Source organism: Snuella sedimenti (genome assembly GCF_016428595.1).
GTDB lineage: Bacteria > Bacteroidota > Bacteroidia > Flavobacteriales > Flavobacteriaceae > Snuella > Snuella sedimenti.
Genome location: NZ_JAELVQ010000007.1, coordinates 191,935 through 208,708 on the forward strand (window position 1 = coordinate 191,935; position 16,774 = coordinate 208,708).

The window sequence follows — 16,774 nt, forward strand, 5'->3', positions numbered from 1 at the left end:
TAATAATTCAAAATTTAAGACACTAACCAATAAAAAGAACACTATTGAGTAGCGATTTTTATAAAACATCCATTTTGCCATTTGCAGGAATAATCATCAAATTATGTCGAGCGTATACCAACTCGGAAGAAGATTTTGAAGATTATTACCAAGAAGTGTGTTTACAAATTTGGAGGAGTAAAGACAACTTTCGTGAAGAATCTCAATGGAGTACTTGGGTGTATCGAATTTCATTAAACGTTTGTTTAACCTTACTTAAGAAAAAGAAAAATAATGTTCAATATTTTGTGTCAGATTCTATAACCGTTGAAGAAACCAAAGACAACTACGCTTTTTCAAACGAATCTCTAAATTTATTATACGATGCTATTCGAAAACTATCGGAAATAGATAGAGCAATCATTATGTTGTATTTAGAAGAAAAACCACAAAAGGAAATTGCTGAAATTATTGGGACAAATCCTAATAATATTGGTGTGCGTGTTAAAAGAATTAAAATTAGATTAAAAAAAATATTAGATGGAAAAATCAATTGAAGATATATGGAAAGAAGGTTTTCTAGAAAGTGACGCATTAGTAGCTCCAAAAATAAACAAGCTATACAACAAAAAATCAATTCATGTCATTGATAAATTTAAAAGAATGTTTAAAATAAATTTGATTGCAATTATTGCCTTCTCATTTATCTTTTTAATTATCTCGTTCTTTATAGGAATACCAATAACAGGTGTCATTTTTTTTGTTACCCTTTCAGTACTCGTTTTTATTAATAAGGAGTTATTAAATAATTTAGAGAAAGTAGATTTAGGTGCAAGTAGTTATCAATACTTAAAGGCATTTAACCAATGGAAAAATAAACAGATAGCTATCAATAAAAAAATATCAAAATTTTTGTACCCAATTATATTTCTATCTATGATTTTGGGATTTTGGTTTAAAGATGCAGAGGGTATGCCTTTAGGAGAAAGATTAGTAAATGAAGTTCTCAAAGGTTTTCCAGATATCTATTTAATATATGGAATCCCAGTTGTAGGAATCGTTATCGCATTATTAATTTTAGTTTTACTCGCGTTTTTTGGAGATCGAATTTATAAATGGGATTTAAACATTATTTATGGAAGGGTATTCAAAAAATTAGAAGAATTGATAGCTGATATAGAAAATTTAAGGAGCTAAATACTTCTTAATAGCACGTGATTATACCACTTTTTAAAATTTTTCAAAAAAATAAGCTTTAAGTGTAATATTTTTAGTTGTCAGCCACTAACCAAGAAAACACTAAAAATTATGACACTAAAAAATGCAATTAACTTTTTTGAAAGTTTAGTAACTGAGACGAGTAGGAAATCTGAGATAAAGGTTTACCAAGAATTTATTCAAATTATGACGAGTTTAGAAATGAAAGATTTGTCTAAAAATGAAATTCAATCTATAGAAACGGAATTGGATAATTTAAACTTAAAATCAAACTTTGTGAACCGAAAAAAATATTTTAAGAAAGCTCTTAGTAATTTTAAAAATTATTTAAAAGACACTTTTCTCTTAACTCCCAAAGGGTATTACACAACTTTTTATGGTGGGTTAGGATTAATATTTGGTTTGCTATTTGGGGTTGCAATTTTATCTAACCTAGAACGCTCGTTGGGTATTTCTCTAGGTTTGATTGGTGGAATGGTAGTTGGTTCAATTATAGGTCGTAGCAAAGATGCTCAAGCTAAAACTACAGGGAAGATGCTCTAATTAATGTACGAATTAAACTAAAAAAGATCAGCCTAAAAAAATACTAAGCACAATAACTAAGCGTTCGTCTGGTCGGTACGGCCACACATGGATGCTGTGTTGACTGAGTCGGTTTTGGTCGGTTTGTCTACTATGGGAAGGTTACAGTTGGCACGACAAAGGCAATGTAGTGTTTTACTTTTTTCCATCGCCGAAAAAAGTAAACAAAAAAGTCTAGGCTTACGATAAAAATCTAATAAAATACTACGGTATCCCCACCCACGGATGAAAATACCTCCCCCTCATTACTTCGGGGTCAAACAAGATTTTCATCCTTATGTCCGCCCTGCTACCTTGATTTTTAAGATTTTTACCAGTAGGCCACTGCACTTAGCAAGTTATTAGAAATACTGAACCAAAGAGAGTTATATTTGAAAGAAAATAAGGGTAATAAAATGTGTTTGCTAAGTGTTTGTCAACCATTAGAGCATATATCTAATAAAAAGAAATCATAAACAAAGACAATATGAGTTTAGTTACGATAAAAAGTTCTCGCATGGAATCGGAGCTTCTGGCTCTAAAGGGTCGGTTAGAGGCAGAGGGTATAACATGCTATTTGAAAAATGAATTCACAACGCAATTAATGAACTACTTGCCAACGTTTGAAGTAGAGTTGCAAGTGTACGAATCAGATTTAGATCGTGTTAAAGAAGTAATGAGTGCATTAGAAACCGACTAACCTGAGAGTTGTATCTATTGTTATTTGAGCGATTAAAGCTGTTTAAGTGTTTAAATTGTGTGAGTTGTATGTGAAAAAGGCGGTTTTATTTCTATGCATAATTCCGTCGAAACACTACTCATCCTGACATGATTCTCATTCAAAAACTGTCAATTTGAGTGATTTTTAGAAGAAAAATAGTATCGAAAATAAGTTTTTGAATATCGATTGGATTACGTAGAACTTATGTTAATATTCATTGTTTTAAACCTTAAAATTTAACATTCAATAATCGCACTCAGGTTATTATTGCATTTTAGCTGTTATCGATTTGAAAAAGACATAACCAAAGCCTAGAAATAACATTAAATGAAAGGGAAACAAACCAAAATCCCCTTCGTTGCCTACAATAAAGGCACTATACATACCAAATCCAAAATAGAGCATGAGCAGTCCTTCAAAAATGACATTAGCAGATAGGTTTTTATTGAGGTATTTGTTTTGCTTCCAACTGTCTTTTATCGAGTTGATATTGAATTTTGGGGTTCGGATAAACTCACTTTTCTTACCTAAATGACCTTCTAAAACAGCCACGGAATTGTGTAATGAAAAGCCCATGGCAATAGAGAAAAAGACAAAGAACATTCCAATATAGTTGATAAAATTCTTTATACCGCCCCCATAGATGTTTTTATACATGATCCAGTAACAAACAAAAAAGATTATGGTGCTTACTACAAAAAAGCTCATCACATAAAAATAGACTTTTAGGTGTACGTGTGCATTTTTTATATACAGCATGGGAATGCTTAGAACTGCTACTATAAGAATGTTTAAAAACATAGTGCTGTTTAATAAATGCAAGAGGCCGTGTACTTTTGTTTTGACAGGCATATGCTTGTTTTTTAAAATACGCCAGAGCATTTTTCTAAAGTTTTCGGCACCTCCCTTGTTCCATCTAAATTGTTGGGATCGGGCAGCACTGATAACTACCGGGAGTTCGGCAGGTGTTTCTACATCCTCTAAGTATTTAAATTTCCAGTTCTTGAGCTGGGCACGATAACTTAAATCCAAATCTTCGGTAAGGGTATCACCTTCCCAGTTACCAGCATCAATAATACAGTCTTTTCGCCATACGCCGGCTGTTCCGTTAAAATTAATAAAATGCCCCTTACTGTTTCTGCCTACTTGTTCCAACGTAAAATGGGCATCCAAGGCAAAGGCTTGTATTTTGGTAAGTAGGGAGTAGTCCCTATTAAGATGTCCCCAACGAGTTTGCACAACTCCAATTTTCGGATTCTTAAAATATGGGATGGTACGTTTTAACCAGTTTTTTTTAGGAAGGAAATCGGCATCAAAAATAGCGATAAATTCACCTTTTGCCGTTACCAAACCCGCTTTAAGGGCACCAGCTTTAAAACCACTGCGGTCTGTTCTGGTAACATGTTTAATATCCAGTCCGGTTTTTTGCAGGTTTTCAACATGCATCCGTGTGGTTTCTAGGGTCTCGTCGGTAGAGTCGTCCAGCACCTGAATTTCTAATTTGTCTTTAGGATAGTCTATTTGAGCAATGTTGTCCAACAGGCGTTCCATAACGTACATTTCGTTATAAACAGGTAGTTGGATGGTTACATGAGGGGTTTCATCTGGATTGGATAGGTCGTATAGATCGGAAACGTTTTTCTCTTTTTTAGCGGCAAGATAGTTGAACAATAAGTTAAGCTGTGCTAAGGCATAAATAAAAATTAGCAAAAGCGCTATGGTATAAATTACAATGGTAATAGTTTCAAAAATCATCGTTTAACACTGTATTTAAAAATCCAACCTAAAATTTTAAAACCGGCTAAAACAGCTCCTTTTACAGTTCCCGAAACTTTTGAAACGCCTATACGGTTTCTATAGTTTACGGGTATTTCGGTATATGTTAATTTTTGTCGCAAAACTTTGAGTTGCATTTCAACCGTCCAGCCATAAGTTTTGTCTTCCATGTTCAGTTGAAGTAGTTTTTCGTACTTGATGGCTCTAAAAGGACCCAAATCTGTAAAATGAGCCCCAAAAAATAGTTTCATCAATTTGGTTGCGAGCCAATTACCAAAAATCTGGGGTAATGTCATGGCTCCTTTTTCTCTTAAAGGCTTAACGCGTGCACCAACAACAAAGTCGATGTTATCATTAATGATAGGGGCAACTATTTTGTTTAACTCCTGGGGGTAGTCGCTATAATCGCCATCCAGAAACACAACAATGTCTGGTTTTTCTTCTTGGTTCGCTATATATTCCATGCCCTTTAGGCAAGCATAACCATACCCTTTTTGCGGTTCGGTTAATACGGTGGCGCCCATTTTTTTTGCATTGATAGCCGTATTATCTGTTGAGTTGTTATTTACCACAATAACTTCATTAGCTATATCGGGAATGTCATTGATGACGTGTGGTATAGAGTCGGCTTCATTATAAGCAGGAATGATAACTTTTATGTGAGTCATTTCAGGTTTAGTAAATTGTTTTCTTTTTTAAAAGCTTTTAAATCTGTCCACTCTTTAATTTTTTTTCCGGCAGTATATTTATGGGCCTTTATAAGTTTGTCATTTTTGTAAAAAAAGCAGTAACCTTCTTTTTTGTCATTTTTAAATTGGCATTTGCAATCTATTGTTCCTGAGGTTTTATAAAATATCCACCAATCCGATTTTTTGCCTTTAGCATAATGTCCCTCACTTTCTTTTTCCCCAGTTTGGGTGTAAAAGTACCAATATTTTACAGGTTTGTCTGAACGAAAGTGCCCTTCTTTTTTTAAGTTTCCATTTGGATAATAAAATTTCCAGTAGTTTGATTTTAGCCCTTTTTCTACCCAACCTTCAGATTCTAAAGAACCGTTTTTAAAATAATTCTTTTTATAGTGTTTTTGGGCATTGACTTGTAGGCTAATGCATAAAAACATGAAAATGATTAGGGAGATGGATTTCAAATTCTATTTCTTTTTTAAAAGCTCGATAAGATCAACATTATTGCCTAATAGAATTTCTGTTGGATTGATGCGCCCTTTTTCGGGTGCATTTTCCAGTTTTAAAACGCCTCTAGGGCAAACGGCACTACAAATACCACAGCCAACACAACTGGCTCTAATAATATTTTCACCCTTTTGCGCATAGGCGCGTACATCGATACCCTGTTCGCAATAGGTTGAACAATTACCACAAGAAATGCATTGTCCGCCATTGGTCGTAATACGGAATCTGGATTTGAAGCGCTGTACGATTCCTATATAGGCAGCTAAGGGGCATCCGAAACGGCACCAAACACGGTTTCCAAAAATAGGATAGAAGCCTGTACCGATTACCCCGGCAAATATAGAACCGATTAAAAAGCCGTATATGTCCTGAATGGTTTGTGTTTGTATGCCAAGAACAGCTGCAGTTCCAGAAAAATAAGTATATAATGTAAAACCGGTCATTACTAAAGCAAAAACCAAAACACCGTGTACTAACCAGCGTTCCAGTTGCCAAGCTTTAAGCGATTTGTCCGATAGTTGTCTGTAAGGATCACCCAAGGTTTCGGCTAAGCCTCCACAGCCACATACCCAAGAGCAGTACCAGCGTTTACCAAAGAAATAAGTCATTATGGGAACAATGACCAAGCTTAAAACAACACCCCAAACCAAAATGAATAAACCGAGTCCGCCACTCGCTATTAATTCGTTTAAATTCCAACTAAAAAAGAAATCGTAGTCTAATGGAAAGGCGTTTTTAAAGTCGTACCAAGGCTTTTCAAAGCGTACCAGTATTTCAGGGATTAAAAAGGCAAATACAACTTGAAAAAATAAAACGGATGTCGTACGCAATAACTGATAGTTGTTGTGTCTGTATTTTATATACATTCTAACAGCCATAACCAGCATAACCACACAATATATAAAACCGTATAAGAACCATTGGCTTGCGAGATTGCCATTTAGGCTTTTGCTTATGGGATCGACTACATAAGTCCAGTTTACAATATAATCTGGCCTGAAATAGAGGAGTACGTAAAAAGCAACTAAAAAGGTGAATACGCACCACCCAATCCACCCACGATTGGTGGCAGGTTTATGGTAAATACCGTCGTTTTTAATTCCAGGTGCTCCCAAGGTTATAAGTTGTGGTATTATAAACAATAAGGCTCCAATAATACCTAAACCAAAGGTGAGCCACCAAAATAACCATTTGTGTTCTTTAACAATACCTATTCCAGCTTCTTTAGCAATGGCATAGGAGAAACTATGGGGCTTGTCCCATATAACCTTATCCCATTCGCTATTTTGTTTGTGCGATGCATTAGCCGATTTAATGGCTGAGGTTACAGCTCTGGAAAATTTAAAGGGCGAAGTGAAGGTTTTTTCCAGTACATTATTTTTGATATCGTTGATAAAGAGCTCACTTTTAATGCCTTTATTGGTAACGACAGTATTAAATAATTCGGGCGATACTTTGTATTCCCCTAAAAAGATAAGCGCAATAAACACGGTTAATCCCGTTAGAAAAATGCCTAGCCCTGTATGTTGAATGGTTTTCATTATAAACGAATGTTTTTAACTCATATACTGAGAATGCGTTTCCAGCTTTTCTTTTTTAACTGGATATTGGTTTGGTTCTCTTTATTGAAAGCTGCAACAATTTCTTTTTCATGAAGCTTATAAAATTCTGGGTCAAAGTTTGCATCTGCAAGATGTTCTATAACATAATCAACCGATTTCTTTTCATTTAAAACCTTTTCAAAAAAGTTGTGGCGCATTCTTATTCCTAATGTATTAATGCCGATAAACTGTCTTGTGTCTTTATCGAAATTAATGTGTATGCATATTTTGCCATTAGGATGTTCCCAATAAAAGCGGGCTTCATTATTTTTAGGTTGTGCCCAGACCCAACCATAGGTTTGGTATTCGATGTTAAAGAATTTAGCGGAGTTAAACCAATGGCTTGGTTTATATGCCATTTTGTTGCCACAAATGGTTTGTGCTACGGTTTCACCCATCATACGTCCTGTGTACCAAACGGCTTCTATAGGTTTTCTTTCATCTATAGCTATTTGTTGTTCGGCACAATCGCCTATGGCATAGATGTCTTTGAAATTGGTTTCTAAAAAGCGGTTTACAATAACGCCTCGGCCTGTTTCAATTTTGGAACCCTTTAAAAAACTAATATTAGGGGATACGCCTGCTGTAAGACCAACAAGGTTACATTGTATTTCTTCGCCAGTCTCGGCAATTACAATAGATGTTGCATTGCCATTTTCATCCGATTTAATTTCTTTTAAGTTAACTCCTAAGCGCAGATCAATATGATGCGCTTTAATTTCCCGGTTAACCATATTGCTTTCTCCTTTTGGTAAGACACCGTTCCAAAAGCTGGATTCACGTACCAAAAAGGTAACAGGAATATGTCTGGAATGAAGCATTTCGGCCAACTCAATACCTATTAATCCGCCACCAACAATTACTGCACGTTTGCAAACCTTATTATTGGGTGCGTATTTTTCTAAGTTATCCAGATCTTGTTTATGGTATAGGCCCATAACGCCATTTAAATCCTGACCGGGCCACCCGAATTTGTTAGGTTTGCTACCAGTTGCTATTATTAGTTTGTCGTAGTTAAAAGTATTTCCGTCAGAAAGGTGTAGTGTTTTTGAGGGAGCTTCAATAGCGGTTACACGCCCTTTTTTTAAGTCGATATTATTTTTTTTCCAAAACCAGTTTTCGTAAGGTTGGGTATGCTCAAATGTCATATGGCCCATGTAAACATACATAATTGCTGTACGGGAGAAGAAATAATCCGTTTCGTCAGAAATGATCGTTATTTTTTTGTTGGAAAGTTTTCTTATATGTCTTGCGGCAGTGACGCCCGAAATGCCATTTCCTATAATTACAATGTGCTCCATCTTTTTGGTAGTTACGTTGTACTAGGTCGAAGTTAAAGATAAAAACTTAACTTGACTACTTAATTTAGAACAACTATAAATTGAAATCTATTTGTAAGGTAAATCAAATTATTCAGACACTGAAAAATAATGCCAAAAGTGTAAGTTAGCTTACATTTAATTAGATTTAGGCGTCTTTATTTTGTAAAAAGAATGAATAGAACTTATGGAAAAACAACTAATGTTTATACTTATATTTTTGATGACACTTTCTGGGGTTTCTCAAAACACGAATGTCTTTTTTACTGAAGCCGATGCCTTTTTTGAAGCTAATGTGGTGAATGGAAAAGTTGCTTATGCTTCTATAAAGGATAATCAAGGGCAATTAAATAAGCTATTGCGTTTGGCAGAGGCCTTTACGGTTTCTGGTGATGATGAGAGCATCAATAAAGCGTTTTGGATCAATGCTTATAATATATGTGTTATAAAAGGGATTGTAGATAACTACCCGATAAAATCACCTTTGGATAAGGCTGGGTTCTTTGATAAGGATACTTATAAATTGGCAGGTGAGACACTTACTTTAAATGCTATAGAACATGAAAAATTAATAGCAGGATATAAGGATGCGCGTTTTCATTTTGTGTTGGTGTGCGGTGCCTTGGGCTGTCCACCATTAATTAATGAGGTTTATATGCCTGCTACGGTAGAAACGCAATTGGATATACAGACCAAAAAAGCATTGAATGGTTCATTTTTAAAAGTTAATAGCAAAAAGAAACGCGTGGAAGTATCTCAAATAATGGAATGGTATAAAGACGATTTTACTATTGATGATAGGACTGAAATTGATTTTATTAACAGCTATAGAACAGAAAAGATACCGGATAATTACAGGTTGACATATTTTCCATATGACTGGAGTTTAAACGAATAATAATACCAGACAATAAAAATTAATGTATTCAAATTATTACTAAAATTTAAACGTGTGAAAAAGAAATTACTACTACTTGTTTTTATTGGTGTTACATATTTTGGGTTTTCTCAAGAAAACACGAAAGCATCCCAAAGAAGTAATATCCAGACCTATACGCCCTCAAAGTTGTTGAGTAAAGGCCAATGGGATATAAAATGGTTTAACAATCTGTATACGGAAACTAAAGCCATTAATAATGGGGTTAAAAGTGATAAGGCAAGAGAAACCTATTTTACATCGTCTTTTGATGTGTTTACTGGGGTTTCGCAATCTAAAACGATAAACATAGGGCTCTTGTTCGATATAAGGTCGAACGTAGTTGACGATAGAAAAGCCCTTGACGTTTTTAAGTTTGACAGTGATGTGATGACGGCACGTTCGGGGTTAACATCGGTGGCACCAGCGATTAAATTTAATCCGTTAAAAGATGTGCGTAACTTTACGGTTCAAACAGCTTTTCATATCCCTTTGATAGCTAATGAAAGTGAAAATGGCGTGTATTTGGATCAAACAGCTTACACGTTTCAGAATAGGTTTTTCTATGACTATACGTTTGCCAGTGGTGATTGGCAATTGTTTACGGAATTGAATACAGAGTATAATTTTGGTGATGATGCTAGTTTTGCCAATAATACTGTTGTATTGGTGTCCGGGGTATTTGTTAGTTATTTTCCTTCCAATGTTTTTACGGTATTGGGCTTTGTTCAGCATCAGCAACGTTTTGGCGATTTTACCCAAGACTATACCGCTTTAGGATTTGGAGGAAAATACCAGTTAACACAGATTTTAAATTTAGAGTTATTGTACAGTAATTTTATAAGAGGTGCCAATACAGGTTTAGGCCAGTCATTTAATTTAGGCTTACGCGCATTGTTTTAAAGGGTATACATTGAACCCATCTTGACTTTTTCTAATTGGTTAAAAAGAGCCTGCTTTTCGTCATTTTCTCATTCCGTAGCCCTGCTATGCAACTTAAAAATGCCTTCCATCAAGCTCAAAATAGCTAATTTTCACTTCAATCAAAAAAGTCAAGATGAGTTCATTATTTTATTTGAGCAAATTTAGAATCGAATAGGTATTAATAGTAAATTAGAAGTTTAAAAGAGATACTATGAATGCTTTTAAGTGCCTGATTTTTTTATTATTGCTCTTTTTTCAGTCCTGTAGTAGTCAAATCGAAAAGATTAAAGGTGTTAGTTTTGTAGCTTCACGGGAGTCTATAACCAATGACCATACTAGTCCGCTTGTAGACATTAATGCTAATTATGCGGCTGTTATGCCCTTTGGATTTATACGTGATCTGTCGCATCCAGAAATTGTTTTTAATACGAATCGGCAGTGGTTTGGAGAAACAGAAGCAGGGGTGAAACAATATAGTAAGGCTTTATCGGTGCAACATATTAAGATCATGCTAAAACCGCAAATTTGGGTATGGCATGGTTTGTTTACGGGCCATATAGCAATGAAGGATGAAAAGAGCTGGAAACAATTGGAAGATTCGTATTCTAAATTCATTTTGAGTTATGCTGAATTGGCAAAGCAGATAAACGCTGATATTTTTTGTATTGGTACAGAATTGGAACAGTTTATAATGAACCGACCGGATTATTGGAAACGTTTAATATTAGAAATTAAGAAACGTTATGATGGTAAGTTAACTTATGCTGCTAATTGGGATGAATTTAAGCGTGTGCCTTTTTGGGGTGATATGGATTATATAGGTGTTGATGCTTACTTTCCTGTAAGTGATAGTAGAACGCCAACATTGGAAGCTTGTTTAGTTGGTTGGAAAAAGCACAAGAGTGAGATAAGTACACTTTCTAGTCAATACGATAAGCCTGTTTTATTTACAGAATTTGGTTATAGAAGTGTTGACTATGCGGCAAAAGAGCCCTGGAAGAGTGACAGGGGAATGACCCAGGTTAACTTAGCCGGGCAGCGCAATGCAACGCAAGCTTTGTTTGAAGCGTTTTGGCAAGAGGACTGGTTTGCTGGTGGTTTCGTTTGGAAATGGCATCATAATCACGAAACAGCGGGTGGAAACGAAAACACACAATTTACACCTCAAAACAAGCCAGTCGAGGCCTTAATAAAATCTTATTTTTCCAAGTCATGAGAATCGCATTGATCCTACTTTTTACAGGTCTGTTTTTGGGAAGTATGAATGCCCAAAATAAGATGGTTTCAGAATTTCAAATTCAGGGTAATAAAAGATTAAAGACCGTATTTATAAAGAATATATCAGATGTTAAGGCTGGAGTGGTTTTAGATTCAGCCCTTATTGCAAAGGATATAAAACGTCTTAAATTTTTACCGGCAGTTTCGCATGCTTACTTTGAGGTGGTTAAGGAAACTGAAAGTATGTACAAGGTTGTTTATCATATAATCGAGCATTTTACATTGATCCCCTCTTTAAATGTGTATACGACTAATGATGATGAGTTTGCTTATCGGATTGGTCTTCACGAATTTAATTTGTTAGGTAGAAATATAGGTTTTGGCGGTTTTTACCAAAAGGATATCTACAGTTCGTATGCTGTGAACTTAAGGGCGCCCTATCTGTTTTCAAATACCTTTGGGTTGGCTGTTAACTATCAGGATCTAACAACTTTGGAACCTGTTTTTTTTGATGGTTCTACGGCCGATTACAGATACAATAACGAATCGTTGGAAGTATTGGGTTTGTATACGGTTAATTTAAAGAATAGGATAGAAGGCGGTATTAATTACTTTATGGAGGATTACAAGTATGTGTCGGGTGCTACCAGCGATCAAGTGCCTCAAGCCTTAAATGTTCATAAGTGGTTGCTAAAATTAATCTATGATTATAATGGGTTGGATTATTATTACCATAGTATTTCAGGGTTTAGAAGTTTGTTTACGTTTCAGTATGTAACGTCAACGAATGATATGCTTCCTGATTTTTTTATAGCCTGGAACGACCTTTTTTACTTTAAGCGATTGGGAAAACATGGTAATTGGGCCAATAGGTTGCGCATGGGACTGTCCAGTAATGATAAGACGCCTTTTGCACCATTTTCGGTTGACAATAACGTAAATATAAGAGGGGTAGGGAATACTATCGACAGGGGGACGGGTTCTATTGTATTCAATACCGAATACAGACATACCTTATACGAAAAAGGATGGTTTGTAATGCAAGGTAATGCTTTTATAGATTCAGGTACTTGGCGTAATCCGGGAGGGAAGCTCAGCGATTTTACCGACCCAGATAATATTAAAGTCTATTCAGGTTTGGGGCTTCGCTTCATTCACAAAAAAATATACAATGCCATTTTTAGAATTGACTATGGGCATGGACTGACTAAAGGTGCTACTAATGGATTGGTGTTTGGTATTGGGCAGTATTTTTAGGAGTAATAAAAAGAATATCCATCATTAATAATAGTTTTGTGTTCTTTCAGAACGTGGCGTAGTGAAGTGAAGAATCTTTCGGTTATTGAAGAGATTCGTCCAAAGCCTGTGTTGAGTTTTATAGGAATGGTACGTTTAATCAAGTTGATTTATATTGAGGAGGGATCAAACAAGATTTTCATCCTCATCCCGCCCTGCTACCTTGATTTTTAAGATTTGTATCGGTATGTCACGGTTCATCTTCTCTATGATTTTCTTTGTCATGCCTGCCTTTCGTCTGAGACTGTATCGAGCTTGTCGAGATGCTCAAGATAAACTGTGGCAGGCATCCACTTTTGGATGAGAGATGCTTCGCTTCACTGCATTTCGCTCTGCATTACAGTTCTTTACTTTTTTGTATCGCCCAAAAAAGTAAGCAAAAAAGTCTAGGCTTACGATAAAAACCTAAAAAAATGCTACGGTATCCGCACTCACGGATGAAAATACCTCCCCCTCATTACTTCGGGGTCAAACAAGATTTTCATCCTCATCCCGCCCTGCTACCTTGATTTTTAAGATTTGTATCGGTAGGCCACGGTTCATCTTCTCTATGGTTTTCTTTGTCATACCTGCCTTTCGTCTGAGCCTGTATCGAGCTTGTCGAGATGCTAAAGATAAATAGTGGCAGGCATCCACTTTTGGGTGTATTTATAAGAAACCGCGTTTATTCCCTTGTTTGGAATAGTATGGTAAGAACTGTAATGTAGCCTCTTACTTTTTTCCATTGCCGAAAAAAGTAAACAAAAAAGTCTAGGCTTACGATAAAAACCTAAAAAATGCTACGGTATCCGCACCCACGGATGGAAATACCTCCCCCTCATTGCTTCGGGGTCAAACAAGATTTTCATCCTTATACCGCCCTGCTACCTTGATTTTTAAGATTTTTATAAGTATGCCGGGATCCATCTTCTCTTTATTTTTCCTTATCACGTTTGCTTTTCGTCTGAGCCTGTATCGAGCTTGTCGAGATGCTCAAGATAAACTGTGGCAGGCATCCACTTTTGGATGAGAGATGCTTCGCTTCATTGCATTTCGCTCTGCATGACAGTTCTTTACTTTTTTGCATCGCCCAAAAAAGTAAGCAAAAAAGTCTAGGCTTACGATAAAAACCTAAAAAAATGCTACGGTATCCCCACCCACGGATGGAAATACCTCCCCCTCATTGCTTCGGGGTCAAACAAGATTTTCATCCTTATGCCCACCCTGCAACCTTGATTTTTAAGATTTGTATCGGTAGGCCACGGTTCATCTTCTCTATGCTTTTCTTTGTCATACCTGCCTTTCGTCTGAGCCTGTATCGAGCTTGTCGAGATGCTCAAGATAAACTGTGGCAGGCATCCACTTTTGGATGAGAGATGCTTCGCTTCATTGCATTTCGCTCTGCATGACAGTTCTTTACTTTTTTGCATCGCCCAAAAAAGTAAGCAAAAAAGTCTAGGCTTACGATAAAAACCTAAAAAAATGCTACGGTATCCGCACCGACGGATGAAAATACCTCCCCCTCATTACTTCGGGGTCAAACAGGATTTTCATCCTCATCCCGCCCTGCTACCTTGATTTTTAAGATTTGTATCGGTAGGCCATGGTTCATTTTCTCTATGGTTTTCTTTGTCATGCCTGCCTTTCGTCTGAGCCTGTGTTGAGCTTTACAGGAATGGTACGTTTACGCAGGTTGATTCATATTGGAGTGCGGCCAAAGGAATATGATTTCTTACTTTTTTGCATCGCCCAAAAAAGTAAGCAAAAAAGTCTAGGCTTACGATAAAAACCTAAAAAAATGCTACGGTATCCGCACCCACGGATGAAAATACCTCCCCCTCATTGCTTCGGGGTCAAACAAGATTTTCATCCTCATCCCACCCTGCTACCTTGATTTTTAAGATTTTTATAGGTAGGCCACGGTTCATTTTCTCAATGCTTTTCTTTGTTATGGCTGCCTTTCGTCTGAGCCTGTATCGAGCTTGTCGAGATGCTCAAGATAAACTGTGGCAGGCATTCACTTTTGGATGAGGGATGCTGCGCTTCACTGCATTTCGCTCTGCATGACAGTTCTTTACTTTTTTGCATCGCCCAAAAAAGTAAGCAAAAAAGTCTAGGCTTACGATAAAAACCTAAAAAAATGCTACGGTATCCGCACCCACGGATGAAAATACCTCCCCCTCATTGCTTCGGGGTCAAACAAGATTTTCATCCTTATGCCGCCCTGCTACCTTGGTTTTTAAGATTTTTATCGGTAGGCCACGGTTCATTTTCTCTATGCTTTTCTTTGTCATACCTGCCTTTCGTCTGAGCCTGTGTTGAGCTTTACAGGAATAGTACGTTTACGCAGGTTGATTTATATTGGGGTGCGGCCAAAGGAATATGATTTCTTACTTTTTTCCATTGCCGAAAAAAGTAAGCAAAAAAGTCTAGGCTTACGATAAAAATCTAAGAAATGCTACGGTATCCCCTCCACGGATAAAAATACCTCCCCCTCATTACTTCGGGGTCAAACAGGATTTTCATCCTCATCCCGCCCTGCTACCTTGATTTTTAAGATTTGTATCGGTAGGCCGGGAGGATAGAAATGCTATAAATTATGCAGGGGTATTAAGTCGTAAAACTGCAGTCTAGGCTCTAGGCCTCTCAATAAAAGGCACTGAAAGTTGTTATTATGGCGTGGTTGATAAGCATGCTTTTAAGAAAGTCGGGAAACTCAAGATATCTACATAGCGTTTACGGATAATAGATATATACCCATTATATGGAGTTGACAGGGCTTTGACAGGGCTTTGATAGGGAGGAGCTATACATAGTTGCACTTTTTGTTTTCTGCTGTTTTTGGAAGCATATGTTGTTTTTGTTACTTTCTGTTGAAATACCTTTCCCATACACTAGCTATACTGAAAAATAGGGATTGACCCATCCTAAATGTGTTGTTTGTTTAAGTTGGTATAATATATTACATATTTGTAGGTTTTTGTATATATTTATGTCCTGTAAGTTATGCTGAGGAACAAAAGTTCTTTTATCTGGAATTAGATAACCGATAAACAGTATAATATATAAAGATATAACGAGTTGGCAATAATATGGAAACGATAGATATTGTTTGCAAAGATAGTTTTGTCATTAAAGGCAACCTTTTTCTAGCCAATGCTAAATGTAAAAAGGATAAAGTCGTAATTATAAATTCAGCTACAGGTATAAGTAGGAACTTATATAAAAATTATGCAACATATTTAGCTGAAAATGGATTTGATTCTTTAACATACGATTACAGAGGAATCGCAGAATCAAGACCAAAAAAGTTAAGAGGATTTAAAGCTACTTTTACAACTTGGGGACAAAATGATTTTACTTCTGTGTTAAAGTATGTAAAAGAAAAATTTCCTCAACATAAAATTTTGGTTTTGGGACATAGCATTGGAGGAACTATAATTGGAATGTCAGAAAATTGTAATTCAATTAGTGGAATACTAAATATTGGAGCTCAAACATCTTACTATAAAGATTGGAGCAAACAGAAATACAAATTATATTTTCTATGGCATATTGTTTTTCCTCTCGTTACAAATCTCTACGGCTATTTTCCGGGAAAAAAACTTAAACTTCTAGAAGATATTCCAAAAGGTGTTATAAAACAATGGGATTCTAGAAAAAAGAACCCTGATATGGTAAATCAGTTGGAAAAACAAGGGCATAAATTATTTTACAATCAATACAAGGGTAAATTATTAACCTTAGCTATTGAAGATGATGTTATAGGGACAAAAAAGGCCTTAAAAAGAGTTTATACTTTATTTACATCTGCTAATAAAGAAATTGAAAATATTAAACCTAATGATGTGGGAGTTAGTGCAATTGGACATTTTGGTTTTTTTAGCAGAAAATATGAAACAACCCTTTGGAGAAAATCTATTGAATGGTATAAGAAAATATAAAATACTATTGCCAATAACTAAGTGTTCATGTGGTCTGTAAGACCAAACAAGAACACCGTGTTGACTGAACCGGTTTTGGTCGGTTAGCCTACTATGGGGATTGCCTTGTTTTTTGTGAAGGCTTCTTCGGGA

General features: G+C 36.0%; 14 protein-coding genes. 9 read left to right on the top strand and 5 right to left on the bottom strand.

The features are described 5' to 3' along the window. Window positions 1-44 precede the first annotated feature (44 nt). The 4 genes from JF259_RS07790 (at window position 45) to JF259_RS07805 (ending at window position 2,458) form a co-directional block, all read left to right on the top strand. Window positions 45-536, top strand: coding sequence for an RNA polymerase sigma factor (locus JF259_RS07790; RefSeq protein WP_199114744.1), 492 nt, complete (start codon window positions 45-47; stop codon window positions 534-536). Continuing rightward, window positions 520-1,176: a hypothetical protein gene (locus tag JF259_RS07795; protein ID WP_199114745.1), complete on the top strand. Its 657-nt coding sequence runs from the start codon at window positions 520-522 to the stop codon at window positions 1,174-1,176. The genes JF259_RS07790 and JF259_RS07795 overlap by 17 nt, the downstream gene beginning before the upstream one ends. A gap of 111 nt (window positions 1,177-1,287) precedes the next feature. Then, complete coding sequence (locus JF259_RS07800) at window positions 1,288-1,740, top strand: hypothetical protein (RefSeq protein ID WP_199114746.1); 453 nt, start codon at window positions 1,288-1,290, stop codon at window positions 1,738-1,740. A gap of 505 nt (window positions 1,741-2,245) precedes the next feature. Continuing rightward, the gene (locus JF259_RS07805) at window positions 2,246-2,458 is read left to right on the top strand and encodes a putative signal transducing protein (RefSeq protein ID WP_199114747.1); all 213 of its coding nucleotides are present in this window, start codon (window positions 2,246-2,248) and stop codon (window positions 2,456-2,458) included. Window positions 2,459-2,743: 285 nt separating this feature from the next. On the opposite strand, the gene JF259_RS07810 is transcribed toward JF259_RS07805, so the two are convergent. The 5 genes from JF259_RS07810 to JF259_RS07830 are packed head-to-tail and all read right to left on the bottom strand — an operon-like array spanning window position 2,744 to window position 8,347. Then, window positions 2,744-4,234 (bottom strand): cellulose synthase family protein, encoded by a 1,491-nt coding sequence (locus JF259_RS07810; protein ID WP_199114748.1) that lies wholly within the window; start codon window positions 4,232-4,234, stop codon window positions 2,744-2,746. Beyond that, a complete protein-coding gene (locus tag JF259_RS07815) occupies window positions 4,231-4,923 on the bottom strand; it encodes a glycosyltransferase family 2 protein (protein ID WP_199114749.1) in 693 nt (230 codons plus the stop codon). The genes JF259_RS07810 and JF259_RS07815 overlap by 4 nt, the downstream gene beginning before the upstream one ends. Further along, a complete protein-coding gene (locus JF259_RS07820; RefSeq protein ID WP_199114750.1) occupies window positions 4,920-5,375 on the bottom strand; it encodes a toxin-antitoxin system YwqK family antitoxin in 456 nt (151 codons plus the stop codon). The genes JF259_RS07815 and JF259_RS07820 overlap by 4 nt, the downstream gene beginning before the upstream one ends. Before the next feature lie 30 nt (window positions 5,376-5,405). After that, window positions 5,406-6,986: a 4Fe-4S binding protein gene (locus tag JF259_RS07825; RefSeq protein WP_199114751.1), complete on the bottom strand. Its 1,581-nt coding sequence runs from the start codon at window positions 6,984-6,986 to the stop codon at window positions 5,406-5,408. A gap of 20 nt (window positions 6,987-7,006) precedes the next feature. Then, window positions 7,007-8,347 carry an NAD(P)/FAD-dependent oxidoreductase gene (locus JF259_RS07830; RefSeq protein WP_199114752.1) on the bottom strand — a complete coding sequence of 447 codons (1,341 nt, stop codon included), beginning with the start codon at window positions 8,345-8,347 and terminating at the stop codon, window positions 7,007-7,009. A gap of 205 nt (window positions 8,348-8,552) precedes the next feature. Between JF259_RS07830 and JF259_RS07835 the strand changes: the two genes are divergently transcribed. From JF259_RS07835 to JF259_RS07855, 5 genes are all read left to right on the top strand, one after another. Next, on the top strand, window positions 8,553-9,263 hold the full coding sequence (locus JF259_RS07835; protein WP_233164160.1) for a DUF547 domain-containing protein: 711 nt from the start codon (window positions 8,553-8,555) through the stop codon (window positions 9,261-9,263). Window positions 9,264-9,317: 54 nt separating this feature from the next. Next, window positions 9,318-10,184, top strand: coding sequence for a transporter family protein (locus JF259_RS07840; RefSeq protein ID WP_199114753.1), 867 nt, complete (start codon window positions 9,318-9,320; stop codon window positions 10,182-10,184). Between the two features lie 232 nt (window positions 10,185-10,416). Then, window positions 10,417-11,421: a glycoside hydrolase family 113 gene (locus tag JF259_RS07845; protein WP_199114754.1), complete on the top strand. Its 1,005-nt coding sequence runs from the start codon at window positions 10,417-10,419 to the stop codon at window positions 11,419-11,421. Continuing rightward, on the top strand, window positions 11,418-12,680 hold the full coding sequence (locus JF259_RS07850; protein ID WP_233164161.1) for a BamA/TamA family outer membrane protein: 1,263 nt from the start codon (window positions 11,418-11,420) through the stop codon (window positions 12,678-12,680). The genes JF259_RS07845 and JF259_RS07850 overlap by 4 nt, the downstream gene beginning before the upstream one ends. 3,110 nt (window positions 12,681-15,790) lie before the next feature. After that, complete coding sequence (locus JF259_RS07855) at window positions 15,791-16,642, top strand: alpha/beta hydrolase family protein (RefSeq protein WP_199114755.1); 852 nt, start codon at window positions 15,791-15,793, stop codon at window positions 16,640-16,642. Window positions 16,643-16,774 lie beyond the last annotated feature (132 nt).